23 protein-coding genes and 4 tRNA genes are annotated in these 24922 nt (G+C 61.6%); 15 read left to right on the top strand and 12 right to left on the bottom strand.

Annotated features, from left to right (window positions below; translation table 11 throughout):
- Positions 1-98: 98 nt before the first annotated feature.
- The 5 genes from CLU91_RS26245 to cysS all read right to left on the bottom strand — a co-directional run bounded on the left by CLU91_RS26245 (position 99) and on the right by cysS (position 6258).
- The gene (locus tag CLU91_RS26245; protein WP_035817435.1) at positions 99-1346 is read right to left on the bottom strand and encodes an aspartate kinase; all 1248 of its coding nucleotides are present in this window, start codon (positions 1344-1346) and stop codon (positions 99-101) included.
- Positions 1347-1542: 196 nt separating this feature from the next.
- Complete coding sequence (gene tilS / locus CLU91_RS26240) at positions 1543-2961, bottom strand: tRNA lysidine(34) synthetase TilS (protein WP_100876454.1); 1419 nt, start codon at positions 2959-2961, stop codon at positions 1543-1545.
- Positions 2962-3112: 151 nt separating this feature from the next.
- Complete coding sequence (locus CLU91_RS26235) at positions 3113-4087, bottom strand: acetyl-CoA carboxylase carboxyltransferase subunit alpha (RefSeq protein WP_010396889.1); 975 nt, start codon at positions 4085-4087, stop codon at positions 3113-3115.
- Between the two features lie 54 nt (positions 4088-4141).
- Positions 4142-4861, bottom strand: a complete 720-nt coding sequence (locus CLU91_RS26230) for a DNA-3-methyladenine glycosylase family protein (RefSeq protein WP_232730959.1) — start codon at positions 4859-4861, stop codon at positions 4142-4144.
- Positions 4861-6258 carry a cysteine--tRNA ligase gene (cysS, locus tag CLU91_RS26225; protein WP_100876453.1) on the bottom strand — a complete coding sequence of 466 codons (1398 nt, stop codon included), beginning with the start codon at positions 6256-6258 and terminating at the stop codon, positions 4861-4863. The genes CLU91_RS26230 and cysS overlap by 1 nt, the downstream gene beginning before the upstream one ends.
- Positions 6259-6569: 311 nt before the next feature.
- On the opposite strand from cysS, the gene CLU91_RS26220 reads away from it, so the two are divergent.
- The 7 genes from CLU91_RS26220 (at position 6570) to CLU91_RS26190 (ending at position 11753) form a co-directional block, all read left to right on the top strand.
- Positions 6570-7175, top strand: coding sequence for a peptidylprolyl isomerase (locus tag CLU91_RS26220; RefSeq protein WP_100876933.1), 606 nt, complete (start codon positions 6570-6572; stop codon positions 7173-7175).
- Between the two features lie 71 nt (positions 7176-7246).
- Complete coding sequence (locus CLU91_RS26215; protein WP_035817428.1) at positions 7247-7738, top strand: peptidylprolyl isomerase; 492 nt, start codon at positions 7247-7249, stop codon at positions 7736-7738.
- Between the two features lie 86 nt (positions 7739-7824).
- On the top strand, positions 7825-8580 hold the full coding sequence (locus tag CLU91_RS26210; RefSeq protein ID WP_100876452.1) for a UDP-2,3-diacylglucosamine diphosphatase: 756 nt from the start codon (positions 7825-7827) through the stop codon (positions 8578-8580).
- A 69-nt stretch (positions 8581-8649) separates the two neighbouring features.
- Positions 8650-9378 (top strand): DUF72 domain-containing protein, encoded by a 729-nt coding sequence (locus CLU91_RS26205; RefSeq protein ID WP_100876451.1) that lies wholly within the window; start codon positions 8650-8652, stop codon positions 9376-9378.
- Positions 9379-9508: 130 nt separating this feature from the next.
- Positions 9509-9889 (top strand): GntR family transcriptional regulator, encoded by a 381-nt coding sequence (locus CLU91_RS26200; protein ID WP_100876450.1) that lies wholly within the window; start codon positions 9509-9511, stop codon positions 9887-9889.
- Entirely contained in the window at positions 9886-10758 is an 873-nt protein-coding gene (locus tag CLU91_RS26195) for an ABC transporter ATP-binding protein (protein ID WP_099759827.1), read from the top strand. The genes CLU91_RS26200 and CLU91_RS26195 overlap by 4 nt, the downstream gene beginning before the upstream one ends.
- Positions 10755-11753, top strand: a complete 999-nt coding sequence (locus tag CLU91_RS26190) for a hypothetical protein (RefSeq protein ID WP_100876449.1) — start codon at positions 10755-10757, stop codon at positions 11751-11753. Before CLU91_RS26195 ends, CLU91_RS26190 begins: the two co-directional genes overlap by 4 nt.
- Positions 11754-11789: 36 nt before the next feature.
- Here the strand turns inward: CLU91_RS26190 and udk are convergent, their stop codons facing one another.
- The 5 genes from udk to rnr all read right to left on the bottom strand — a co-directional run bounded on the left by udk (position 11790) and on the right by rnr (position 17424).
- Complete coding sequence (gene udk, locus CLU91_RS26185) at positions 11790-12431, bottom strand: uridine kinase (RefSeq protein WP_100876448.1); 642 nt, start codon at positions 12429-12431, stop codon at positions 11790-11792.
- Positions 12432-12484: 53 nt separating this feature from the next.
- Entirely contained in the window at positions 12485-13183 is a 699-nt protein-coding gene (locus CLU91_RS26180) for a YceH family protein (RefSeq protein ID WP_100876447.1), read from the bottom strand.
- Between the two features lie 10 nt (positions 13184-13193).
- On the bottom strand, positions 13194-13943 hold the full coding sequence (cysE, locus tag CLU91_RS26175; protein WP_100876446.1) for a serine O-acetyltransferase: 750 nt from the start codon (positions 13941-13943) through the stop codon (positions 13194-13196).
- A 172-nt stretch (positions 13944-14115) separates the two neighbouring features.
- Positions 14116-14859: a 23S rRNA (guanosine(2251)-2'-O)-methyltransferase RlmB gene (gene rlmB / locus CLU91_RS26170; RefSeq protein ID WP_058048541.1), complete on the bottom strand. Its 744-nt coding sequence runs from the start codon at positions 14857-14859 to the stop codon at positions 14116-14118.
- A gap of 15 nt (positions 14860-14874) precedes the next feature.
- Positions 14875-17424: a ribonuclease R gene (rnr, locus tag CLU91_RS26165; RefSeq protein ID WP_100876445.1), complete on the bottom strand. Its 2550-nt coding sequence runs from the start codon at positions 17422-17424 to the stop codon at positions 14875-14877.
- Between the two features lie 387 nt (positions 17425-17811).
- On the opposite strand from rnr, the gene CLU91_RS26160 reads away from it, so the two are divergent.
- The 4 genes from CLU91_RS26160 to CLU91_RS26145 all read left to right on the top strand — a co-directional run bounded on the left by CLU91_RS26160 (position 17812) and on the right by CLU91_RS26145 (position 18599).
- Positions 17812-17896, top strand: a tRNA-Leu gene (locus CLU91_RS26160).
- A gap of 302 nt (positions 17897-18198) precedes the next feature.
- A tRNA-Leu gene (locus tag CLU91_RS26155) sits at positions 18199-18283 on the top strand.
- Between the two features lie 71 nt (positions 18284-18354).
- Positions 18355-18439: transfer RNA gene (locus CLU91_RS26150), tRNA-Leu, on the top strand.
- A gap of 75 nt (positions 18440-18514) precedes the next feature.
- Positions 18515-18599, top strand: a tRNA-Leu gene (locus CLU91_RS26145).
- Positions 18600-18696: 97 nt separating this feature from the next.
- Here CLU91_RS26145 and CLU91_RS26140 read toward each other — a convergent pair.
- Entirely contained in the window at positions 18697-19548 is an 852-nt protein-coding gene (locus CLU91_RS26140) for an SDR family oxidoreductase (RefSeq protein ID WP_100876444.1), read from the bottom strand.
- Between the two features lie 117 nt (positions 19549-19665).
- Here CLU91_RS26140 and CLU91_RS26135 point away from each other — a divergent pair, with 117 nt between their 5' ends.
- From CLU91_RS26135 to phaP, 4 genes are all read left to right on the top strand, one after another.
- Positions 19666-20091, top strand: a complete 426-nt coding sequence (locus CLU91_RS26135) for a winged helix-turn-helix transcriptional regulator (RefSeq protein ID WP_100876443.1) — start codon at positions 19666-19668, stop codon at positions 20089-20091.
- 102 nt (positions 20092-20193) lie between these two features.
- Positions 20194-22434 carry an ATP-binding protein gene (locus CLU91_RS26130; protein WP_100876442.1) on the top strand — a complete coding sequence of 747 codons (2241 nt, stop codon included), beginning with the start codon at positions 20194-20196 and terminating at the stop codon, positions 22432-22434.
- A 47-nt stretch (positions 22435-22481) separates the two neighbouring features.
- The gene (locus CLU91_RS26125) at positions 22482-22676 is read left to right on the top strand and encodes a hypothetical protein (RefSeq protein ID WP_100876441.1); all 195 of its coding nucleotides are present in this window, start codon (positions 22482-22484) and stop codon (positions 22674-22676) included.
- A 107-nt stretch (positions 22677-22783) separates the two neighbouring features.
- Entirely contained in the window at positions 22784-23383 is a 600-nt protein-coding gene (phaP, locus tag CLU91_RS26120) for a TIGR01841 family phasin (protein ID WP_100876440.1), read from the top strand.
- A gap of 174 nt (positions 23384-23557) precedes the next feature.
- Here the strand turns inward: phaP and CLU91_RS26115 are convergent, their stop codons facing one another.
- Positions 23558-24787 carry an MFS transporter gene (locus tag CLU91_RS26115; protein WP_100876439.1) on the bottom strand — a complete coding sequence of 410 codons (1230 nt, stop codon included), beginning with the start codon at positions 24785-24787 and terminating at the stop codon, positions 23558-23560.
- Positions 24788-24922 lie beyond the last annotated feature (135 nt).

Below are 24922 nucleotides of genomic sequence, written 5' to 3'. Positions count from 1 at the left end.
CAACTATGTCTCTGTAGCTAACTGCGCTGCAGCGACGAACGTCATAATATCGACTGCCCCCCCTTTGGTCAAGGGCGTGGGGCAATATTTTTAGATATTTAAGCTTTTTCCAGCTCGAACGCTTTATGCAGCGCGCGCACGGCCAGTTCCATGTACTTTTCATCGATCAGCACGGAGATCTTGATTTCGGAAGTGGAGATCATCATGATGTTGATGCCCTCTTCCGACAAGGTACGGAACATTTGCGATGCGACGCCAACATGGCTGCGCATGCCCACGCCGACGACGGACAGTTTCGACACTTTCGCGTCGCCCGTGATGCTGGCCGCGCCCAGCGATTCGCGGTTCGCTTCCAGCACGGCCAGCGCGCGCGTGTACTCGCCGCGCGAGACGGTGAAGGTGAAGTCCGTTTTACCGTCGACCGACTGATTCTGTATGATCATGTCGACCTCGATGTTCGCATCCGCCACCGGTCCCAGGATGTGGTACGCCACGCCTGGACGGTCGGGTACGCCGAGCACGGTGATTTTGGCTTCATCGCGGTTGAAGGCGATGCCGGAGATGACTGCTTGTTCCATGTTTGTATCTTCCTCAAACGAAATCAGGGTGCCTGAATTGGCTTCTATTTCCAGCGGCAACATCGGGTCGGTCAGCGACGACAGCACGCGCGTGGGCACGCGGTAGTTGCCGGCAAATTCCACCGAACGCGTTTGCAGCACTTTGGAACCCAGCGAAGCCAGTTCCAGCATTTCTTCAAAGGTGATGGTCTTCAGGCGGCGCGCCTCGGAAACCACGCGCGGGTCGGTCGTGTAGACGCCGTCGACGTCCGTGAAGATCAGGCATTCGGCCGCCTTCATGGCGGCGGCAATCGCCACGGCCGACGTGTCGGAACCGCCGCGGCCCAGGGTCGCGATGTTGTCGTGCTCGTCGACGCCCTGGAAACCGGTAATGATGACAATCTTGCCCGCATCGAGGTCGCGTTTGACTTTTTCGTCATCGATCGACTGGATGCGTGCCTTGGTAAAGGCGGAATCGGTCTTGATCGCGACTTGCCAGCCAGCATAGGATACGGCTTGTTTGCCGATCGCCAGCAGTGCCATCGACAATAGGCCGACGGACACTTGTTCGCCTGTCGAGGCGATCATGTCAAGTTCACGGGGATCGGGTTGATCCATGATTTCCTTGGCCAGTCCAATCAGGCGGTTCGTTTCGCCCGACATGGCCGATGGCACCACCACGATTTGATGCCCAGCGTCGTGCCACTTGGCAACGCGCTTGGCGACATTCTTGATACGGTCAGTCGAGCCCATCGACGTACCGCCATATTTGTGGACGATTAAAGCCATAAGAGTGAAGTTTCCGCTCAAGAAGAATAAAAAAGGAGGGCTTTACTCTACATGCCGCAATGCAAAATAACAAGCTAAAAAGCGCATTAGCTCATACCGATTGCGCATATGGAAATAACCAATCCATGCAGTTGGGAGCGCATGGGCAGCCACTTGCCGGCCACCCTGAGAGTGGCCGTGGCGGCTGTCCTTACGCTCAGCAGGAGAGCCAGCGCAGCGCGACGCGGGGACGCTCCAGCAAGCTCAGGCAATGGCAATCGAGGCCAATACCAGCCGCATACAGCAATTGTTGCGCCGCACAGACAAGGGGCAGGCGTTCGCGCTCCCAGGCGGGCACGTCAAACGCCTGGTAATGGTATTTCAAGCTCTTGGTGGGACGGTTCAAGGCCAGCTTCAGGCGCTCGCCACCCTGGCGGAAATCGATGCTCAAGGTTTGCGATTGCAACCAGGCAATATCGATACCCTGGCCACCCGCTTCCACCGCATCGAAATGCAGCACGCCGCCATACGCTGGGAAGGCCAGGCTGGCCTCGCCTTTCCACGTAAATTGCTGGCTGGCTTTCTCCAGCCCGGGAATGCCCGCGTCGTCACGCTCGCGCATGCCGGCCAGGTCATCGAGCTTCGGCGTCAGATATAAACGGTCGCGGTGGCGCCGCACGTGGCATTCCGGGTGCGTGACCAGCAATTGCGCATCGGGCCGCGCTTCCAGCAATTGCGCCAGCATTTCCGCCAGCCACGCCGTCGACGGCATGCGCAAGCCGCGCGTGCCGAACCAGTGGCGCAGCAGGTTGTAGCAGCGGTCCGCGCTCAGCGCGCGCAGTTTCGCCAGTTCGATGCAGTCGCCATCGAGGCACACGGCCAGATCCTGCGTCGCCAGTTCCGTCAGCAGGCGCTGCGCCGATTGCGCGTGCTGGGCGCTGCGGGCGAAACGCTCCTGGAAGCCGGGAAACGCCTGCGCCAGCACGGGCATCACCTGGTGCCGCAGAGCATTGCGGGCAAAGCGGGGATCGTCGTTCGATTCATCGTGGATATGTGCGATCGCATGCTGCGCCACATACGCTTCGAGCTGTTTGCGCGACACGGGCAGCAGCGGGCGCGCCATCACCAGATCCGGATTGCCCAGCAGCTCGGGTGCGCTGTTGGCGCCATCCATGCCGGACAAGCCCGCCGTGCCGGAGCCGCGCAGCAATTGCAGCAGCACCGTTTCCGCCTGGTCGTCTTGGTGGTGGGCTGTGAGCAGCAGGCGCACGCCGTGCGCGGCGCACAGCGCGCCCAGGGCCGCGTAGCGGCGCTTGCGAGCCGCCTCTTCCGTGCCCGTCTTGGCATTCTTTTCCAGGGTGACACGGCGCGCCTCGAAGGCGATGCCCAGGCCGGCGCACAACTGCTCGCAGTGGGCCAGCCAGGCATCCGCATTCGGGCTCAGGCCGTGGTGCACGTGGAACGCGTGCAGGCTGACGCCCTGCTCTTGCGCCCAGGCATGCGCCAGGTGCAGCAAGGCCGCGGAATCGAGGCCGCCGCTCAGGGCGATGCCGACGGAACTGCCGGCTGGCGGCGCGCAGGTTTCCAGCGCGCGGGCGAAGATGTCGGCGACGGTGGCGGTTTGTTGCTTTTTCATTCGGACTCCGGGAATGCAAAGAGGGACAGGCGGCTAAACGGATGGGTTCGTTTAGCTGGCTGTCCCTGGTGTTGTCTTAACCCAAGACCTTGAAAAGCCGGGGTCAGACCTTAAGGTCTGACCCCAGACTCTGCCGTTGGGTTTAAATAAATTACTCGCTCGGCGTCGTTTCCTTGAACTTGCCGTAGCTCAGCAGTTTTTCATGGCGCGCGGCCAGCAAGTCCTTGGTTTTCATGCCGTGGAACTGGCGCAGGGTGTCGGCCAGTGCACGCTTGAGCAAGGTGGCCATCTGTTTCGGATCGCGGTGGGCGCCGCCCAGCGGTTCGTTGATGATCTTGTCGATCAGGCCCATGGCTTTCAGGCGGTGGGCAGTCAGTCCCAGTGCTTCGGCCGCGTCGGAGGCGCGCTCGGCGCTCTTCCACAGGATCGAGGCGCAGCCTTCCGGCGAGATCACGGCGTAGGTCGAGTATTGCAGCATCAGCACGGCGTCGCCCACGGCGATGGCCAGCGCGCCGCCGGAACCGCCTTCACCGATGATGGTGGCGATCAGCGGCACTTTCAGTTCGGCCATCACGTACAGATTGTGGCCGATCGCTTCCGACTGGCCGCGCTCTTCCGCGTCGATGCCGGGGAAGGCGCCTGGCGTGTCGACGAAGGTGAAGATGGGCAAGTTGAACTTTTCAGCCACTTTCATCAGGCGCATGGCCTTGCGGTAGCCTTCCGGCTTCGGCATGCCGAAATTGCGCAGGGCGCGCTCTTTCGTGTCGCGGCCCTTCTGGTGGCCGATGACCATGCACGGCTGGCCGTTGAAGCGGGCCAGGCCGCCGACGACGGACAGATCGTCCGCGTAGCTGCGGTCGCCATGCAATTCGTGGAAATCAGTAAAGATTTCATTCACGTAATCCATGGTGTAGGGGCGCTGCGGGTGGCGCGCGATCTGCGCCACTTGCCACGGCGTCAGCTTGGCGTAGATATCCTTGGTCAGCTGCTGGCTCTTCTTGGCCAGGCGGTCGATCTCTTCCGAGATGTCGACGGCCGAATCGTCTTGCACGAAGCGCAACTCTTCGATCTTGGAATCGAGTTCCGCGATCGGCTGTTCAAAATTGAGGAAAGTCGTTTTAGTCATTGTACCTCCAGGTTTTACCGGCCACGGCGCCAGGGCGCGCGGCGTCATCTATGTTTATTTTACCGTACCGGCTGCTGCGCCGGGGGCTGCATCGGGTGCGGCAGGGGCGGCTGCAGGGTCGAGACTGCGCCACAAATACCACGTCGCCACGGTGCGCCACGGTTCCCAATTGGCGGAAACTTCGCGCGCATCGCTGCGGGAAACTGGTTCACCGGAGAAATAATTGACGCTGATGCCCTGGATCAAACCGGGGTCGTCGAGCGGCAAGACATTCGGCCGTAACAGATTAAATATCAAAAACATCTCGGCTGTCCAGCGGCCGATGCCGCGGATCTGCACCAGTTCGGCGATGACGGCTTCGTCATCCATCTGGTCCCACTGGCTCGCGTGCACGCGCTTGGCCTTGAAATGATCGGCCAGGTCGAGGATGTATTCGGTCTTGCGTTTGGACAAGCCGCAGGCGGACAGTTGCTCGGCGCCCGCCTTCAGCACTTGCGAGGGCGTGCATTTCGGGCAAGCGAGCAGCAGCTTTTTCCAGGCAGCATCGGCCGCCTTGGGCGTGATCTGCTGCCCCACCAGCGAACGGGCCAGGGTAGTAAACGGGTCGCTATGGCCGACCAGGTGCAGGTCGCCAAATTGCGGGATGAGCTTTTTCATGATGCGGTCGCGCTTCATCAGCTCGATCTTCGCCTCTTCCCAGTAGGGCGGCACCTGGATCACTTGCGCCAAGTCCGTCACCTTGGGGGCTTCCCCGTTTTCCCTGGACGTAGGCATCATGCGCGGCGCCAGTTGGTCGAGCCGTCAGGCTTGTCTTCGAGAATGATGCCCGCCGCCAACAATTCGGCGCGAATCTTGTCGGACTGCGCAAAGTCGCGCGCCTTTTTCGCCGCGCTGCGCGCCGCGATGGCCGCTTCGATGCCAGCCGCTTCATCCTGGCCACCAGCGGCAGCGCCGACGGTCGCCTGCAGGAATTGCTGCGGCGTGCGTTCCAGCAAGCCGAATACGCCCGCCAGGCCCTTCAATTGACGCGCCAGGGCCGGCGACTTGCTCTTGTTCACTTCCGTTGCCAGGTCGAACAGGGCGGCCACGGCCAGCGGCGTGTTGAAATCGTCGTCCATCGCTTCGCGCACGCGCACGGCATGCGCTTCGCTCCAGTCGATGGCGCCCTCTTCCGCCGCCACGTCGGCCAGCGCCGTGTACAAGCGGGTCAGGGACAGGCGCGCATCATCGAGGTGCACGTCCGAGTAATTCAAGGGGCTGCGGTAGTGCGCGCGCAGGATGAAGAAGCGGATCACTTCGGCATCGAACTTTTGCAGCACTTCGCGGATGGTGAAGAAGTTACCGAGCGACTTGGACATTTTTTCATTGTCCAGACGCACGAAACCATTATGTATCCAGTAATTCACGCTGGCATGGCCGAACGCGCCTTCGGATTGGGCGATCTCGTTTTCGTGGTGCGGGAACTGCAAGTCCGCGCCGCCGCCATGGATGTCGAACTGTTCACCGAGCAAGGCGCAGGACATGGCAGAGCACTCGATATGCCAGCCCGGGCGGCCGCGGCCCCACTTCGAATCCCATTTGACTTCTTCCGGTTCGGATTCTTTTGACGATTTCCACAGCACGAAGTCGAGCGGATCGCGCTTGCCCGTGTTCACGTCCACGCGCTCGCCCGCGCGCAGGTCGTCGAGCGACTTGCCCGACAGCTTGCCATAGTGGGGGAAGTTGCGCACGGCGTAATTGACATCGCCATCCGCACCCTGGTAAGCCAGGTCCTTCGCTTCGAGCTGCTCGATCAGGCGCAGCATCTGCGGCACGTATTCCGTGGCGCGCGGCGTGTGGTCGGGCGTCAAGATGCCCAGCGCGGCCGTGTCCTCATCCATGTAGCGGGTGAAACGCGTCGTCAGCTGGGAAATCGTCTCGCCGTTTTCCACGGCGCGGCGGATGATCTTGTCGTCGATGTCCGTAATGTTGCGCACGTAGGTGACGTCGAAACCGGACGCTTTCAGCCAGCGGTAGATGACGTCGAACGCCATCATCATGCGCGCATGGCCGATATGGCAATAATCGTAGATGGTCATGCCGCAGACGTACATGCGTACCTTGCCAGCTTCCATCGGGACGAATACCTGCTTCTCGCGAGCCAGGGTGTTGTAAATCTTTAGATTGCTCATCGTACTTTGCAAGTGGAGCGGCCACCAGCCTGGCAAAACGACAGACAGGCGCGGACACCGGGGGTGCCGCGCCACTGAACTGCCGTGTGCGCCAAGACTGGTCAAGCCACTATAGTGTTGTTCTTGTTTGTTAGAATTAGGGCGTTAGCGGTCAAGTATAACATTGATAAAAACCATACTGGCCCGATATGGATCAGGTTTTTACACTGCTCAAGCAAATTTTCAGTTCTTTACAATTAAAGCAAGTTTAGAGAAAAATAACGATCAAGGACACCTTCATGCAAGAAATCAAATCGAAACGCCTGTCTTTCCTGGCCCGCTTTTGCACCCTGTTTGCCGGCCTCACCCTGGGCAGCGCCGTCGTGGCAGCCGCCCCCGCACCCGCTGCGGCTACCCTCGACCCCACGCCGCACGTGGCCCTGAAAACCAGCATGGGCGAGATCGTGCTGGAACTGGACCAGGAAAAGGCGCCGCAAAGCGTGGCCAATTTCTTGCAGTATGTCAAAAGCGGTTACTACAAGGGCACCGTCTTTCACCGCGTCATCGACGGCTTCATGATACAGGGCGGCGGCTTCGACAAGAACATGAAGCAAAAAGCCACCAAGGCGCCGATCAAAAATGAAGCGCAAAACGGCTTGCAGAACGCCACCTACAGCATCGCCATGGCGCGCACGGGCGACCCGCATTCGGCCACGTCGCAGTTCTTCATCAACGTCAACAATAACGGCGCGCTCAACTACCCTGGCCGCGACGGCTTCGGCTACACGGTGTTCGGCAAAGTCGTCAGTGGCATGGACGTGGTCGACAAGATCAAGGCCGTGCCCGTGACGGACAAGGGCCCGCACCAGAACGTGCCCGTCACCCCCGTGGTGATCGAATCGGCGACTTTACTCAAATCAGCGCCCGCAAAACTGTAAAATAGCGTTTTTGCGGCCCTGAACCATGGGGGCCGTCGAATCATTCTTCATCTAATTTATTAAGGATCATCATGACCTCCGTCATCATCACCACCAATCTGGGCAAGATCACCGCTGAACTGGACGCCGAAAAAGCACCGAAAACGGTGGCCAATTTCCTGGCCTACATGCAAGCCGGTCACTATGACAACACGATTTTCCACCGCGTCATCGATGGCTTCATGATCCAGGGCGGCGGTTTCGAGCCAGGCATGAAACAAAAGCCAGCCGACACCACCGTGGAAAACGAAGCCAAGAACGGCTTGAAAAACGATACCTACACCCTGGCCATGGCCCGCACGTCGGACCCGCACTCGGCATCGGCCCAGTTCTTCATCAACATCAAGAACAACAGCTTCCTCGACTACCCAGGCCAGGACGGCTGGGGCTACGCCGTGTTCGGTAAAGTCACCGAAGGCAAGGAAGTCGTCGACGCCATCCGCGCCGTGAAAACCTCGCGCGCCGGCATGTTCGCCGATGTGCCAGTGACGGACGTCATCATCGAGAAGGTCGAAGCCGCGTAATCAGGCTTTGGCATCATGAATAACAGGCATTGCAGCGTTTTCGCCTCTCCATGCACATCACTTTTTGGGAGCGTTGAACGATGACAATGCCTGCCGCACTCTTTATTTCCGACCTGCATCTGCAGAGCTCGCACCCGCGCACCAGCGCGGCGTTTCTTTCGTTCCTGGAACACCATGCACAATATGCGCAAGCGCTGTATCTATTAGGCGACCTGTTCGAATACTGGGCCGGCGACGATGACCTGGAAGACCCGTTCAATGCGCGCATGACGGCCGCCCTCCGCGCCGTCAGCGATGCTGGCGTGCACGTCTACTGGATCGCCGGCAACCGCGACTTTCTTGTCGGCTCCGGCTTTGCCGCCGCCGCCGGCGCCACCCTGCTCAGCGAACCGCATGTGGCCACGATAGCCGGCCGGCGCATCGTCTTGCTGCATGGCGACGCCGAATGCACGAAAGACGTGCAATACATGGAGTTTCGCGCCATGGTGCGCCAGCCCGCCTGGCAAAAACAGTTCCTGGCCATGCCGCTGGCGCAGCGCAAGGCCATCATCGACGGTTTGCGCCAGAGCAGCCGCGAACACAATGGCGAAAAATCCATGGAGATCATGGATGTCACCCCCGATGCTGTCGCGCAAGTGTTTGCCGAACAGGCGAGCACCATCATGATCCACGGCCACACGCACCGCCCTGCCGTGCATAAAGTTGACGAAACCTTGCGCTATGTCTTGCCCGACTGGGAATGCGACGTGACGCCGCCGGAACAAGCACGCGGCGGCTGGATCGCCATCGATGGACGCGGCAATATCACGCGCCACGACCTGAGCGGCGACATCATCGACTAGGCTTGCGCCGACGGCGGTACGGGCGTTTGTCCGATAGCCGCGCCCGCCTGGCCTTGCTGTAATGGCGCCATGCACACGCCCTTTTCCACACCCTACATCGGCACGGCCGGCTGGAGCCTTTCCAGCGCCGCCGCCAGCCACTTCCCCGTCGATGGCAGCCATCTGCAGCGCTACGCCCAGGTGCTGGACTGCGTGGAAATCAACAGCTCCTTCTACCGTCCGCACCAACCCGCCACGTATGCGCGCTGGGCCGCCAGCGTGCCCGAACATTTCCGCTTCAGCGTGAAATTGCCGCGCAGCATCACGCACGAACGGCGTTTGCGCGACAGTGCGGCCGAACTGGCGCGTTTTGCGGGAGAAGTCATGCAATTGGGGAATAAACTGGGCTGCGTGCTGGTGCAGCTGCCGCCCAGCCTGCGCTTTGATGGGGACGTGGCCGCCGCATTTTTCCATGCGCTGCGCCAGCGCTTCGACGGCATGCTCGCTTGCGAAGCGCGCCACGCCAGCTGGTTCGCGGCGGACGCGACCGAGCTGTTGAAGATGCAGCACATCACCCGCGTGCGCGCCGATCCGCCCGCTGGCCAGCCGGGCCCGCATGTGCCGACCACGGATATCGCCTACCTCCGCCTGCACGGCAGCCCGACCATCTATTACTCGGACTACCCTGCCGATTACCTGGCGATGCTGGCCGGAGAATTGCGCACACCAGCGCATGCGGACAGCTGGTGCATCTTCGACAACACGGCGGCCGGGGCCGCCCTGTTCAATGCGCTGGACCTGCACGCTCGGCTAGGCTGAAAATAGCTGTTGCATCTTTGAGTCTTGGTGTTATAGTTAACTACAACACCGATTAACTACATCACGGAGCCACGATGCCTGCAGCATTCTTCACGCGCCGCACCGCCCCACCCTTGTCGGAGCGCATCCCATGAGCGCGGCATGGAACGACAATAGCCCCATCTACCGCCAGCTCAAGGCCCGGGTGGTGGGCATGATGCTCGATGGCGTGCTGCAGTCCGGCGACGCCCTGCCGTCGGTGCGCCAGGTGGCGGCCGATTATCAATTGAATCCCATCACGGTTTCGCGCGCCTATCAGGAACTGGTCGACGATGCCCTGGTGGAAAAACGCAGAGGACTTGGCATGTATGTCTTGGATGGCGCCCGCGATAAATTGCTGGCCAGTGAACGCGAGCGCTTCATGCGCGAAGAATGGCCGGCGATGCTGGAACGCATCACGCAACTGGGCCTGGACCTCAATCAACTGCTGCAAGCGAGCCGCGACAGTGGCGCACACGGAGAGAGCGCATGAATGCATTGAACAACGATAGCGTCATCAGCGCACGCGGCTTGCGCAAGCAATATGGCAAGCAGGTGGCCATCGATGGCATCAGCTTTGATATCGCGCCAGGGCGCATCGTCGGCTTGATCGGACCTAACGGCTCCGGCAAGACCACCACCCTGAAAGCCATCCTGGGCCTGACCGGCTTCGAGGGCGAGCTGTCCGTGCTGGGACGCGACCCGCGCGTGCAGCGCGACGCGCTGATGGAGGACGTGTGTTTCATCGCCGACGTGGCCATCCTGCCGGGCTGGCTGCGCGTGCGCGACGCGATCGATTTTGTCGCCGGCGTGCATCCGCGCTTCGACCGCAGCAAGGCCGAGCGCTACCTGGCCCACACCAAGCTGGCGCCGAAGATGCGGGTCAAAAGCATGTCAAAAGGCATGATCGTGCAATTGCACCTGGCGCTGGTGATGGCCATCGACGCCAGGCTGCTGGTGCTCGATGAACCGACCCTGGGCCTGGACATCCTGTACCGCAAACAGTTTTACCAGAACCTGCTGGAAGACTATTTCGACGAAAACAAGACCATCATCATCACCACGCACCAGATCGAAGAAGTCGAGCACATCCTCAGCGACCTGATGTTCATTCGCGACGGCAAGATCGTGCTGGCTTCGTCGATGGAAGAAGTGGGCGAACGCTACATTGAAGTGATGGTGGGACCGCAGCACGTGAATCCGGCGCGCGCGCTGCAGCCGATCAGCGAACGCAGCGTATTTGGCAAGTCCGTGATGCTGTTCGATGGCGTCGCCCGCAGCCAGCTGGCCACGCTGGGAGAATTGCACACGCCGAGCCTGGCTGACCTGTTTGTCGCGACCATGAAAGGATCGTACCCATGAGCATTACCCCTGTGAACAAGATGAAATGGCTGATCCGGCGCGAATTGTGGGAGCACAAGGGTATGCTGCTGTGGACGCCCGCCATCATCGGCATCGTCATGACGGCGCTGGCCGCCCTGATGACGGCAGGCGCCGTCGCCAAGCTCAAGATGCGCACGGCGCTGATCATCAACGGCGAAGAGATGTCCTGGAGCGCCGTCTTCAACACCCGGACCCTGAGCCCGCGCCGGACGGAAATCATCGACACCATCGCCAACAACTATACCTACGTGGCCGCGCCGCTGTTCCTGGCCCTGGGCTTCCTGGTATTTTTCTATTGCCTGAGCGCCCTGTATGACGACCGCCGCGACCGCAGCTTGCTGTTCTGGAAGTCGCTGCCCGTCTCCGACGCCCAGACGGTGCTGTCGAAGCTGGCCATCGCCATCGTCGTCACGCCGCTGATCGTGGTCGCCGCGGCCTGCCTGACCTCGGTGGCGCTGATCCTGATACTGAGCGGCGTGCTGGCGCTCAACGGCATCTACGTCTTGACGGAACTGCTGGCCGCGCCGGGCTTGTATCTCGGCCCGCTGCGCCTGTTCGGTCTGATTCCCGTCTATGCGCTGTGGGCCTTGCCCACCGTGGGCTGGTTGCTGATGGTATCGAGCTGGGCACGCTCGAAGGTCTTGTTCTGGGCCCTCGGCGTGCCACTGCTGCTGCTGGTCCTGACCGTCTGGGTCGGCAAGCTGAGCATGACGGAAGCCGATATCAGCTGGATACAAATGAACGTGATCGCGCGCGCCCTGCTGGGCACGATTCCAGGCAGCTGGTACCTCTTCGAGCCGGGACTGCTGCCGCACCTCAACACCATGGCAGCAGGCTCGCAGATGGCGCGCATCGACATCTTTGCCAACTCCTGGTCCAGCCTGGCCATGCCAGCGGCCTGGCTGGGCGCGGCGGCCGGCGCCGCCATGCTCTACGCCGCCATCCGCCTGCGCGGCTGGCGCGAAGAAGGCTGAGTCCCCGCCAGCGTGGACGCAGCTGGCCGGCGAGAATCAGGCCCGCGTCAGCTGGCCGATCACGCTGGCCACCTTGGCGGTGATCATGTCGACGGCGGGGCCATTCGCGCCATGCGGCAAAATTACATCGGCATTGCGCTTGGTCGGTTCGATGAATTGCTTGTGCATGGGGCGCACGGTTTCCAGATACTGCTCGATGACGCTTTCCACCGAGCGGCCGCGTTCCGTGATATCGCGTTGCATGCGGCGGATGAAGCGCACGTCGGAGGCCGTATCGACAAAGATCTTCAGCGACATCATGTTGCGCAAGTCTTCGTCATACAAGGCAAACAGGCCTTCGATGACGATCACCGGCGCCGGCTTGACGGGAATGGTCCGGCTGGAGCGGTTGTGCAGCGTGAAGTCGTACTCGGGCATCTCGATGGCTACACCATTGCGCAAGGCCTGGATGTGCTGCACCAGCAAGGGCCACTCGAACGCCTGCGGATGGTCGTAATTCTGCTGGCGCCGCACTTCTGGGGAGAGATGGGTTTGGTCGCAATAGTAGTCGTCCTGCATCACGACCGAGACCATGTCGGCGCCAAACGACGCCAGCACCTGCTGTGATACGGTGGACTTGCCACTGCCGCTGCCGCCAGCGACACCAATAACAAACGGTTGGAAGGAAATATTTTTCATGCCGAATGATACCGGAAACGGGGCCGGACCGACAGGGAGCGGCTGATCCGGGATCACTCGAACTGCTTGCGGAACGCCTCGAACTGCGCCGCCAGGCCATCGAAGTCGCTGCGCAATTGCAGCACTTCCTGTTCCAGCTGGGCCACCCTGCTGCCCTGCTGCGGCGCGCTGACGGCGCCCGCAAAACCGGCCGCCGTCTCGATCTGCGCCAGCGCTTCTTCACCACCGAGCAAGTGGCCGTAGCGCGGCTCCTTGGCACCGGGCGCCACCATCAGCCTGGCCACCAGCGGCGGGTATTTGTCGATCAAAAATTGCAGGCCGGATTCCACTTCCGCCACGGACTTGAAGTCATGCACCCTGCCGCTGCGGCTGCGGATTTCGCCGGCCGTCTGCAAGCCGCGCAGCATCAATATCGTCAGGATGGCCAGTTTATCTTGCTCCAGCGACCACTTGATGCGCATGCGGTGTTCGTACTTGGCGACGCGCGCGCCCGCCTGCGTGATGCCGTTGACGAATTTGCGCTGCATCAGCCGCTGCAGCACGTCGTACACGGTTTCCTCGGACAGGGCCATGACGGGGTCGCGGCTGGACAGCTGGTTGCAGCCATTCGTCAGGGCGTTGAGCGAGAGCGGATAGCTGTCCGGTGTCAGCGCTTCCTTTTCGGCCAGCACGGCCAGCACGCGGATCTCGAACGGGTCGAGCAGATTGGAATTGTCAGTGCCTTTTTCGCCTGCCGTCACATCAGTATTCATGCGTCTATCCTTAATCAACCAGCTTGTTCATTTGCTCGGAATCGAATTTATCACACTCAGGCACAGCCTGGCAGCAGATACCGGCCGCCTTCAGTGTAGCGAGAATGGTTTCGATGCGCTGCTCCTGCGCCACGGCATGCGTGATCAAGCCCTGCAGGGCTTTCGACAGCGGATCGTCGCCGTTCGGCGTGACGCCATATGCGGCGAACAGGTGCGCCGTGCTGCCCTCGCGCAGGGCGCTGACATCCTTTTGCACGATGTGCGCGGGGTTACCGACGGCCGTCGCGCCGGACGGCACGGGTTTCAACAGCACGGCGTTCGAACCCACCTTGGCGTACTCGCCCACCGTGAAGCTGCCCAGCACCTGCGCGCCGGCGCCGACGATGACGCCGCGCTCGAGGGTCGGATGGCGCTTGGCGCCACTGTGCAGCGAGGTGCCGCCCAAAGTGACACCCTGGTAGATGGTGCAGTCGTCGCCGACGATGGCCGTCTCGCCGATCACCACGCCGAAGCCATGGTCGATGAAGACGCGCCGGCCGATGACGGCACCCGGATGGATCTCGATGCCCGTGATGATGCGGGCGATATAGGAAATGAAGCGCCCTACCCACTTCATGTGCCGCGTCCAGCACCAGTGCGCCCAGCCATGCATGACGATGGCGTGCAGCCCAGGATAACAGGTCAGCACCTCCCAGCCATTGCGGGCGGCGGGGTCACGTTCGATGATGCTGTTGATGTCTTCGCGCAGGTGGTGGAACATAATGACAATGAATAAGGTGGAACGCAAATGGTAGCGTATTCGGAGGGGGAATGCTGGAGGGGCTGACGTCGAGAGGCCCCTCAACGGCAAGCTGGGGTCAGTCCCTTCGGAATCGTGATGCGTTCCATTGGAACGCATCACCCCGACGGGTCTGACCCCAAGTGACGCTAACTTATGCTTCTAAAGCGATGCGCTGGCGGCGCGCTTCGTAGAGACACACGCCGGAGGCGACCGACACGTTCAGACTCTCGACGGAGCCGAACATCGGGATGCTGACGAGGATGTCGCAGGTGTCGCGCGTCAGACGGCGCATGCCTTCGCCTTCGGAACCCATGACGAGAGCCGTCGGACCCGTGAAATCGGCTTCGTACAAGCCTTTTTCGCCGTCGTCCGAGGTGCCTATCAGCCAGATGCCGCGATCCTTCAGTTCACGCATGGTGCGCGCCAGGTTCGTCACGGTGATGTACGGGACGGTTTCGGCGGCGCCGCTGGCGACCTTGGCGGCCGTGGCGTTCAAGCCCACGGCGCGGTCCTTCGGCACGATGACGGCATGTGCGCCGACGCCGTCGGCCACGCGCAGGCAGGCGCCCAGGTTGTGCGGGTCGGTGATACCGTCGAGTATCAACAGCAGCGGCGGGCCATCGATGGCGTCCAGCAGCTCATCGAGATTGCGCGCCAGCGACAGCTGCGACGCAAACGCGATCACGCCCTGGTGGCGGCGCGTGCCGACGATCTTGTCCAGACGCGACGAGTCGACGGGCATGACGCGCACGTTGGCAGCCTTGGCGGCGGCGATCATGTCCTTCATGCGGCCATCGACGCGGCTGGCATCGACGAAAATTTCTTCCACGGACGACGCTTCATGACGCAGACGCGAGGTGACGGCGTGGAAGCCGAAAATCATTTTATTCTTCATTTGTTATCGTTTCTTTTATCGCTTGTTCTTGCTTGATTTTGATACAGTTTTTGCTGCACGTGGTGCCGCCGCAGCGGGTGCCGCGGCTGGTTTCTTGCTGCGCTTCGGCGCGGCGGCCTTGGGAGCTGCCGCCTTAGGGACTTCCTTCAGGGCTGCCTTGACTGCAGGCTTGGCTTGCGCCTTGGCGCCGTTGGAACGGCCACCGGAACCCTTGCCGCCATTGACGCTGGCTTTGATCTCGTGGCGCTGCTCGGTCGCGGGACCGGGCTTGAGCATCGATTTCTTTTCGCCCTTGCGCTTGCCGCCAGCCTGCTTGGCTGGCGCTTCTTCGCCCGCCAGTTCCGCATCGGTCACCAGGCGCAGGTCGATCTTGCGCGTTTCCAGGTCGACTCTTGCCACTTGCACCGTCAGACGGTCCGTCAATTGATAACGCTTGCCCGTGCGTTCGCCGCGCAATTCATGGCGCGCATCGTCGTACTGGAAGTAGTCGGTGCCCAGCTCGGTGACGTGCACCAGGCCTTCGACAAACAGGGTGTCGAGTTGCACGAAGACGCCAAACGTGGTCACGCCGGTGATGGTGCCGGTGAATTCTTCACCCAGCTTGTCTTGCATGAAGTAGCACTTCAGCCAGGCTTCGACGTCGCGCGACGCTTCGTCGGCGCGGCGCTCGTTGGCCGAGCAATGCACGCCGAGCGCATCCCAGATCGTCAGATCCGTCTTTTTCGGCTTGCCGTCGGCCTTGTCCTTGGCCTGCTGTTTGCGCGTGGCGTTCGACACGTTGGTGTTCAACACGACTTTATCGGACAGCTTCGGCTCGTATTTCTTGCCTTGCAAAATGGCCTTGATGGCGCGGTGCGTCAGCAAGTCGGGATAGCGGCGGATCGGGCTGGTGAAGTGGGCATACGCCTCGTACGCCAGGCCGAAGTGGCCGATATTGTCCGGGCTGTAGACGGCTTGTTGCATCGAGCGCAGCAGCATCGTTTGCAGCAGGGCCGCGTCGGGACGCTGCTTGATCTGCTGCATCAGGGTCTGGTAATCGGAGGCCGATGGCGTGTCGCCGCCCGTCAGGTTCAGGCCGACTTGCTTGAGGAAGGTGCGCACTTGCGTGAGCTTTTCCTTGGTCGGGCTGGCGTGGATGCGGTAGGTGCCTGGATGCTTATTGCGCAGCAACAAGTCGGCCGCGCAGACGTTGGCCGCCAGCATGCACTCTTCGATGATCTTGTGCGCTTCGTTGCGCGTGCGGGGAATGATCTTTTCGATCTTGCCGGCGCTGTTGCAGACGATATACGTTTCCGTCGTCTCGAAATCGATGGCGCCCCGCTCCGTGCGCGCTTTCAGCAAGGCGCGGTAGACGGCTTCCAGGTTTTGCAAGTGCGGCAGGATGTCCGCGCGGCGTGCCGCCTCGGGTCCCTTGGTGTTGCCCAGCACGGCGGCGACTTCGTCATACGTGAGGCGCGCGGCAGAGTGGATCACGGCCGGATAGAACTGGTACGCCTTCAGCTCGCCCTTGTCGCTGACGACGGCGTCGCAGACGAGGGTCAAACGGTCGACGGCCGGGTTCAGCGAGCACAGGCCATTCGACAGTTTTTCCGGCAGCATCGGGATCACGCGGCGCGGGAAGTAGACGGACGTGCTGCGTTCCAGCGCATCGACATCGAGCGCGTCGTTCGGTTTCACGTAATGGCTGACGTCGGCAATCGCGACGATCAGACGGAAGCAGTTGGCGCGGCCAACCTTGACGGGTTCGCAATACACGGCATCGTCGAAATCGCGCGCGTCCTCGCCATCGATGGTCACCAATGGCACGTCGCGCAGGTCGACACGCTCTTTCAGGTCGGCGGCGCGCACTTCGAACGGCAGCTTTTCAGCTTGCTTGAGGGCGGCGGCGGAAAAGATGTGCGGCACGTTGAATTTGCGCACGGCAATTTCAATTTCCATGCCGGGATCATCGAGCGCACCGAGCACTTCGACGATCTTGCCGACCGGCTGCTTGAAGCGCATCGGTTGCTCGGTCAGTTCGACGCTGACGATCTGGCCGGCTTTTGCCTTGCCGACCGAACCGGTGACGAGGATGTCCTGGCCGATGCGCTGGTCTTCCGGCGCCACGACCCAGGTGCCGTTTTCCTGAATCAGGCGGCCGATGACGTGGGTATTGGCGCGGTAAGTGACTTCAACGATCGTGCCTTCCGGGCGGCCGCGGCGGTCCGTGCCGACGATGCGGGCCATGACCTTGTCGCCATGCAGTACTTTCTGCATTTCTTTCTCAGGCAGGAACAGGTCGGCGCTGGCATCGTCGGGAATGACGAAGCCGAAGCCATCGCGGTGGCTGGTGACGCGACCGGCGACGAGCGCGCTCTGGTCTGCCAGGCTGAAAACGCCGCTGGCGTCAGACTTGAGCTGGCCGTCGCGCTCCATCGCCTTCAGGCGACGGACCAGGACATCCATGGAATCGGCATGCACTTGCAGCGTTTTCCCGAGAGACTGCGGGTCAAGAGGCGCGTTGACGCTGCGGAATATGCCGAGAATGTCCTCCCGGCTGGGGATGGTGTGGGTATTTTGGCTCAAAAGTATTTCTATAGTTGTTATTGACAGTGATCAAACGGAAGACAAAGACCGATGACATCACCGTCAATATTGACACGGTGATGTGCGGTAGTGTACCGGAGGACGCCTTGGTTTGCCTAACGGACAGCGTGTCGGAAACAGTACAAGACGCCCGCCGATGAAAAAAAGGAGAAAAGCTGCGCAATGCATTTGACTTCGGCAAATATTGCTCTATAATCCTGGTCTCTTGCAGCGACAAACCCTCACGGGAATGCAGTTGCAGGAAAGCGGTACAGGGTTGATGTGCAGTATGGAGCGAAAGCTCATCTGGCGCAAAACTCTTCAAGCCGCTATAATAGCAGAATTGTTGCGAAGTTATTTTGCAACAAGTAATACAGCAGCATCAGTGCCCACGTGGCGGAATTGGTAGACGCGCATGGTTCAGGTCCATGTGCCTTCGGGTGTAGGGGTTCGAGTCCCTTCGTGGGCACCATTACCTAATTCGCAAAAAGGCCGCAAACTTTCACGAGTTTGCGGCTTTTTTCATTTCCGCAGCGAAAAGCCCTCCCCTCCAGACAAGCAAGTCACCCGACTTCCCCACAGACAGAAACCGGCAAGAAAACGCTGAAAAAAGAGGCAGATTGAACCTTTTTTCATAGGGAGCAGCCCTTTTCAGGCAAAAAAACATGTTTCTTGAAGAAAAGTGCAAAATGTTGATTGACCGAATGCGCGCCAGCCCTTATGATTTTGTCCTCGCTGCAGAACACGCAGCGACAAGCAGCAAGCAGTAACAATGCCCACGTGGCGGAATTGGTAGACGCGCATGGTTCAGGTCCATGTGCCTTCGGGTGTAGGGGTTCGAGTCCCTTCGTGGGCACCACCAGCAACAAGTTGTCGATTGTTGTGATCCGCAGTAAAGTAGCAAGGCAGTATCGCAGTTAGCAGCACAATGCCCACGTGGCGGAATTGGTAGACGCGCATGGTTCAGGTCCATGTGCCTTCGGGTGTAGGGGTTCGAGTCCCTTCGTGGGCACCACCAGCAACGAGTCGTTTTCGTTGTAGTCCGCAGTACAGTAGTGAGATATAAGTAGCAAGCAGTAGCAGCATCAGTGCCCACGTGGCGGAATTGGTAGACGCGCATGGTTCAGGTCCATGTGCCTTCGGGTGTAGGGGTTCGAGTCCCTTCGTGGGCACCATTACCTAATTCGCAAAAAAGCCGCAAACTTTCACGAGTTTGCGGCTTTTTTCATTCCAGAATGCCGCGCGGCTTTCCCGACCCGCGGCACCCTCCCCTTATTTGGCCAGCGCGGCCTTCACGGCGTCAAGCAGGCTCGTCGTCGGACGTTTGATCAGCGCGCTCAATTGCTTGCCATGGTCTTCCAAGCCGCCCTTGGCCGCGCCCGCATCGGAATCGGCCAGCAGATCGGCAAAGCCTTCCGGCACGCCTACGCCCACCAGCGCCGCCTTGAAGTCGGCCTGCGGCATATCCTTGTAGACAATCGCCTTGCCCGACTGGCGCGCCACTTCGGCCGCATATTCCGCCAGGGTAAAGCCCTGGTCGCCAGCCAGTTCATAGATGGCTTGCGGCTGGTCGGCCGTCAGCACGGCGGCCGCGGCGGCAGCGTAGTCGGCGCGCGCGGCCGACGAGAAACGCCCGTCTTGCGCCGCCCCCAGCACCACGCCATGCTCGAGCACGGGCGCCAGGTGTTCCGTATGGTTTTCCAGGTACCAGCCGTTGCGCAGGAAACTGTAAGGCAAACCCGATGCACGGATGGCCGCTTCCGTGATGACGTGCTCGGCGGCCAGACCCAGCGGCGACGTATCGGCGCGCAACACGCTGGTGTAGGCCAGCAGGGCAACGCCGGCCCGCTTGGCCGCATCGATGACGTTCTGGTGCTGCTGCGCGCGCTGGCCCACTTCGCTCGACGAAATCAGCAGGATTTTCGTCGCGCCCTTGAATGCCGCGTCGAGGCTGGCCCCATCGTTGTAATCGGCCTGGCGCACTTGCACGCCCAGTGCCGCCAGGTTGGCGGCCTTGGCCGGATTGCGCACGGCGGCGATGATGTTGGCTGCAGGGACGGATGTGAGCAGGCTGGCGATGACGTGCTGGCCCAGATTGCCTGTGGCGCCGGTGATGACGATCATGATTTCTCCTTGGTGTGTCGGTGGTAAAACCCTATAATAGGACTATTACTTACTTATTGTAAGTACGTACCTTTTGGTAAGTATGAATTCACACTCTCATCTTGAAGGCCAACTGTCATGTCCACAGATACTCCCGGCGCCAGCCTGCGCGCCGCCCTCGCCCGGCAAAACCAGGGCGCGCACCTGCTGGCGGCCGCCTGCCCGTCGCGCGCCGTGCTCAGCCACCTGACCAGCCGCTGGGCCGTGCTGGTACTGGTATTGCTGCTGAGCGGCACGCGGCGCTTCAGCGAACTGCGCCGCGAAGTGGGCGGGGTCAGCGAAAAAATGCTGGCGCAAACCCTGGAAGCGCTGGCCGGCGACGGCTTCGTGCTGCGCCAGGCGTATCTGGTGATACCGCCCAAGGTGGAATACAGCCTCACGCCGCTGGGACGCGAGGCGGCCGAACGCCTGGCCGTGCTGGTCGACTGGATCGAAGATAATTACCCGCGCATCGAACGGGCGCGCGCCGACCTGGCGCCGCAGAGCGCACAAAACGCCGCGTGAACGCGTGCCGTGGCCCTTGCTCTTGGTCATCAAGAATTATCGTTTACTCCTCCTTGCCTTGATGTAATACTAGCCGCACGATACGCGTAAGGACGCGACACCATGAATCAGTTGATTTCTTCCATCGCCGACCGGGCCAAGGTGCTACTGGTCAGCAATTCGCCGAACGATGTGCGCGAACTGCTGTATGTGCTGGACCGGCACAACCTGGGCACGGGACTGGCGGGCGATATCGACGAAGGCGTGGAACTGGCCGCCGGCGGCACGGACCTGATCCTGCTCGATGCAGCCCTGGCGGGCACGAATATCGGCGCCACCTGCATGCGATTGCGCAATGCGGGCGGACGCCACGGCGTGCCCCTGCTGCTGATGTCGGCCACCCCCAGCGCCGAAGAACAGGGCCGCAGCGTGGGCGCCGGCGCCTCCGACTACATCAAGATGCCCTTCAATGCGCGCGACGTGGCGGAAAAAATCCTCATGGAACTGGCGCTGCACAAGGCCGAGGCGCCCGCGCCGCGTGCCTCCACGCCGCCGCGCCCCCTGCATCCGCAAACGCTGGAAGTCAATTACCACTCCATCCTGGCCGGTTCGCCCGACGCCGTGCTGCTGTTCGATATCGACAACCGCTTGCTGATCGACGCCAACCACCTGGCCGAAGAACTGTTCGGCATGCCGCTGGCCGGGCTGCTGCAAGGCGGCATGGAGCCGCTGTTCCCCCAGCATCAAAGCGATGGCCGCGCCTCGCCGCAACTGCTGGAAGAAAAGATCCGCGATACCTTGCAAGGCAAGATCGTCGTCTTCCGCGCCAGCTGCTGCCACCGCGACAGCCACCCGATCGCCTGCGAAATCCGGCTGATGCGCCTGTCCGTGCCGGGCCGCCAGCTGGTGCATGCGCGCATCATCGATTTGACCGAGCGCAACCTCGCCGAAGCGATGCGCGCGGGCCAGAGCGCCTTGCTGGAAATGGTCGCCAAGGGCGCGCCCCTGATCCCCACCCTGAACCAGCTGCTGCTGCTGATCGAAGGCCAGTCGCGCGGCGTGCTGTGCTCCATCATGCTGCTCGACGATGACGGCGTCCACATGCACAGCGCGGTCGGCCCCAGCCTGCCGCCCGAGTACATGGCCCTGCTCGAAGGCGTGGCCATCGGCGCCGGCGTGGGTTCTTGCGGCACGGCCATGTTCCTGCGCGAACCGGTGGTCGTCAGCGACATCATGCGCGATCCGCTGTGGACGCCCTACCGCGAGCTGGCCGCGCCATTCGGCTTGCGCGCATGCTGGTCGCAACCGATCTTCGGCCAGGATGGCAGCGTCCTCGGTTCCTTCGCCATGTACTACCGCGAAGTGCGCCAGCCCGATGCGCGCGACCTGGAACTGATCGACACGGCGACCGACCTGGCCGGCATCGCGATTGGCCGCATGCGCCACGAACGCGAGCTGCAGCGCCACCGCGCCCACCTGGAAGAGCTGGTGGCCGAACGCACGGCAGCCCTGACGCTAGCCAAGGAACATTCAGAGCAAACCAACCTGGAACTGGCCGCGGCACTGGAAAACCTGTCCATCACGCAAGAAGAACTGGTGCGCCGCGACAAGCTGGCCGCGCTCGGCGCGCTGGTGGCCGGCATCGCGCATGAACTCAATACACCGATCGGCAACGGCCTGGTGGTGGCCACCACGATGGCCGAGCGCACGCGCGAAATCCAGGCCAGCTTCCAGGGTGGCTTGCGGCGCTCCGAACTGGGCGCCTACCTGACCCAGGCCAGCGAGGCCGACGCCATCATGCTGCGCAACCTGCAGCGCGCCGCCGACCTGGTTTCGAGCTTCAAGCAGATCGCCGTCGACCGCGCCAGCTCGCAGCGCCGCCACTTCCTGCTGCGCCAGTTCGTTGCCGAACTGATGCTGCCCATGTCCACGCCCCTCAAGGCCGCCGGCCTGAGCCTGACGCAAGACGTGCCGGACGGCCTGGCCATGGACAGCTATCCCGGTCCGCTGGGCCAGGTGCTGAGCAACCTGCTGGAAAACTGCCTGCGCCATGCCTTCGAGGGCCGCAGCGGCGGCAACATCGCCATCACCGCGCGCGGCAGCGAGGACGGACAGACGATCACCCTGTCCATTGCCGACACGGGCGTGGGCATCGCCGCCGACGACCTCGTGCATGTCTACGACCCCTTCTTCACGACCAAGCTTGGCTCCGGTGGCTCGGGTTTGGGCCTGCACGTGGCACACAACATCGTCACGGGCGTGCTGGGCGGCCATATCGACGCCATCAGCAGCACTGGCGCCGGCAGCGGCACCACGTTCACCCTGCAGCTGCCCGCCGCCGCGCCGCAATCGCCCGCCCCCTGAATGGCAGGCGCGCTACAATGCCCGCAAGCTTTTCTTTCGGAGCACCTATGAAATACCTGATCACCACGGCCCTGCTGGCCGCTTGCGCCTGCGCAATGGCCGGACCCGCCCCTTGGTACCAGTGGCGCAGCAAGATCGACGGCACCCTGTCGTGCGCCCAATCGACCCTGGGATTTGGATGGGAACTGGCCTCGGGGCCGTACAAAGATAGCCGTTGCGAAAAACCGGCGCTTGTTAAATAATGGGGCCATGACCACACGGGGCACCGGCTTGAGATCAAGCGATGGCATTGCGGCGTCGAAAGAGTATGGAACGATAAGAACGTATCTATTCAAACCGAGGAGACCACATGTTTACAAATCCCGAACAATTCGCATCGGCCACCAAGGCCCTGTTTGAATTCCAGCTGATGACCTTCAACACCCTCACCTCGAAGGCCGTGCAAGGCGTGGAACAGGTGCTGGCGCTGAACATGGCCACCGCCAAGTCCGGCATCGAGGACGGCCTTGCCGCCGGCAAGGAAATCAGCCAGGCCAAGGATCCGAAGGCCGCCATGGCCGCCGCCGCTGCCCAGCTGCAACCGGGCGTGGCCGGCGCCAAGGCGTACAAGCAGCAACTCGATGACATCATCAAGGAAATCCACACGGAATTCACCACGGCCGCCGAAGCCCACGTGGCCGAAGCGAAAAGCAATCTGAGCGCCCTGATCTACGACGTCACGAAAAACGTGCCGCCTGGCTCGGAAAACGCCGTCGCCATCGTCAAGGCTGCCATCGACAACGCCTTCCTCGGTTACGAGCAAGTCACCAAGGCAACCAGGCAAGCCGTGAAAACAGTGGAAGAGCAGATTGCCAAGGCCAGCGCGCAAGTAGCGCAGGCCACGGAAAAAACCACGGCCGCACCTGAAAAAGCGGCACCGGCAGCCAAGCCGAAGGCTGCCAAAAAGTAAGCCGTAGGTCGGATTAGCGCGGCAAGGCCGCGCGTAATCCGACGCATTGTTGGCGCTTATGGTGATGTCGGATTACGCGCTTGCGCGCTAATCCGACCTACCCGACCTACAATGAATCCACCGGCAGGGACCGGTATTCCCCCCCCTCCCATACCCCCGAAAGATAGCCAACTCCTAGCTGCATAAATCCTGGTATGCCTTCGCCTCGACGGCGCCGTCCAGCTGGCGCCGCCAGGCGGCCATGCGCCACGCCGCCCAGGCGGCGGAGCAAGCACCCGCGACAAGGATCAGCCGCGTATCGATCAGGGTCAGCACGGAGCCGCTCAAGGCGACGACGATGTTGGCGATGCAAAACGTCGTGGCCAGCAAACCCATCACGGCGCCCTGCCCGTGCGCACTGAAGCGCTCGGCGCACCAGCCCTGTATCACCGTGTTGTACAGTGCGTTCGGAATGCCGAACAGCACGATGGCGGCGATGCCCACCCAGATATTACCCAATGCCAAGATTCCTACGGCCAGCGCCACGCCGCACGCATACCAGCTGGCCCGCAGCAGCGGCGCATGGCGGCTGGGACCGCCCGCCAGCAAGGACGTGACCGTCATCGTGCCGCACAGTCCCACATTCACCCAGGCAATCTCCTGTGCATGGTAATTGGCCGTTTCGACCAGCCACAGCGGATAGAACTCGTAGAAGCTGGCCACGCCGCAGGTCAGCGCCAGCTGCACGATGAACAGCGTGCGCAGCTCCTCATGGCGCAGTAAATTGAGCGAATGGCGGTCGCGGGCCACTTGCCACCACGACGTCGTCAAGAGCGAGGGCGTTTCGCGCGGCAAGCCCACGGCCACCAGCACGGCGACGAGCATGAGGGCGGCGGCGGCGATCCAGAATGGCACCGTCACGCCCCAATGCAGGGTCGCGCCCGCCAGGATCGGCCCGACCAGCCAGCCCAGGTAAAAGGCACCGTTCAGCCACGACATGGCGCGCAGGCGCAGCGGCCCCGTCAATTGGTCGGCCAGCATGGCGCGCGCCACGGCGCCATTCCCTTCAAGCAAACCCGTGATGAAACGGGCGACAATGAACAGCGGGTAGGACTGGATCACCAGCGCCCAAGCCGTAATCGCATGGCCGATGGCGGCGCCCACGGCAGTGCGCATCAGCAAGGGACGGCGGCCATAACGGTCAGACAAGGGGCCCAGCAGGGCCGAGCCGATCAGCAAGCCCAGCGGGTTGATGGTCAGCGCCAGGCCGAACAGCAATTTCGACGGCAAGCCCAGAAAATTATTGAAGGCATTCGGCGCCTCTGCCGCGAACAGGGGCGGCAAGATAGGATAGGGCAGCGAGGCGCCGATGGTCGACAGCAGCGCCAGCAGGCAGGCGGCGGAAATCAGGATGATGTTTTTCATGCGGGTTCGGCGAATGTTAGTCTGGCTTAGTCTGGCAAGCATACGTGGCCATGCCACATAAGCAAATGTAAATGTTTATTAATGGTGCCCCTCCTTGCTGCGGTGAAGCGTGCCAGGCACGGTCTCGGCTATCAT

The sequence above is a fragment of the Janthinobacterium sp. 64 genome (assembly GCF_002813325.1).
Lineage (GTDB): Bacteria > Pseudomonadota > Gammaproteobacteria > Burkholderiales > Burkholderiaceae_D > Janthinobacterium.
This window is presented reverse-complemented; position numbering and strand designations above follow the sequence as displayed.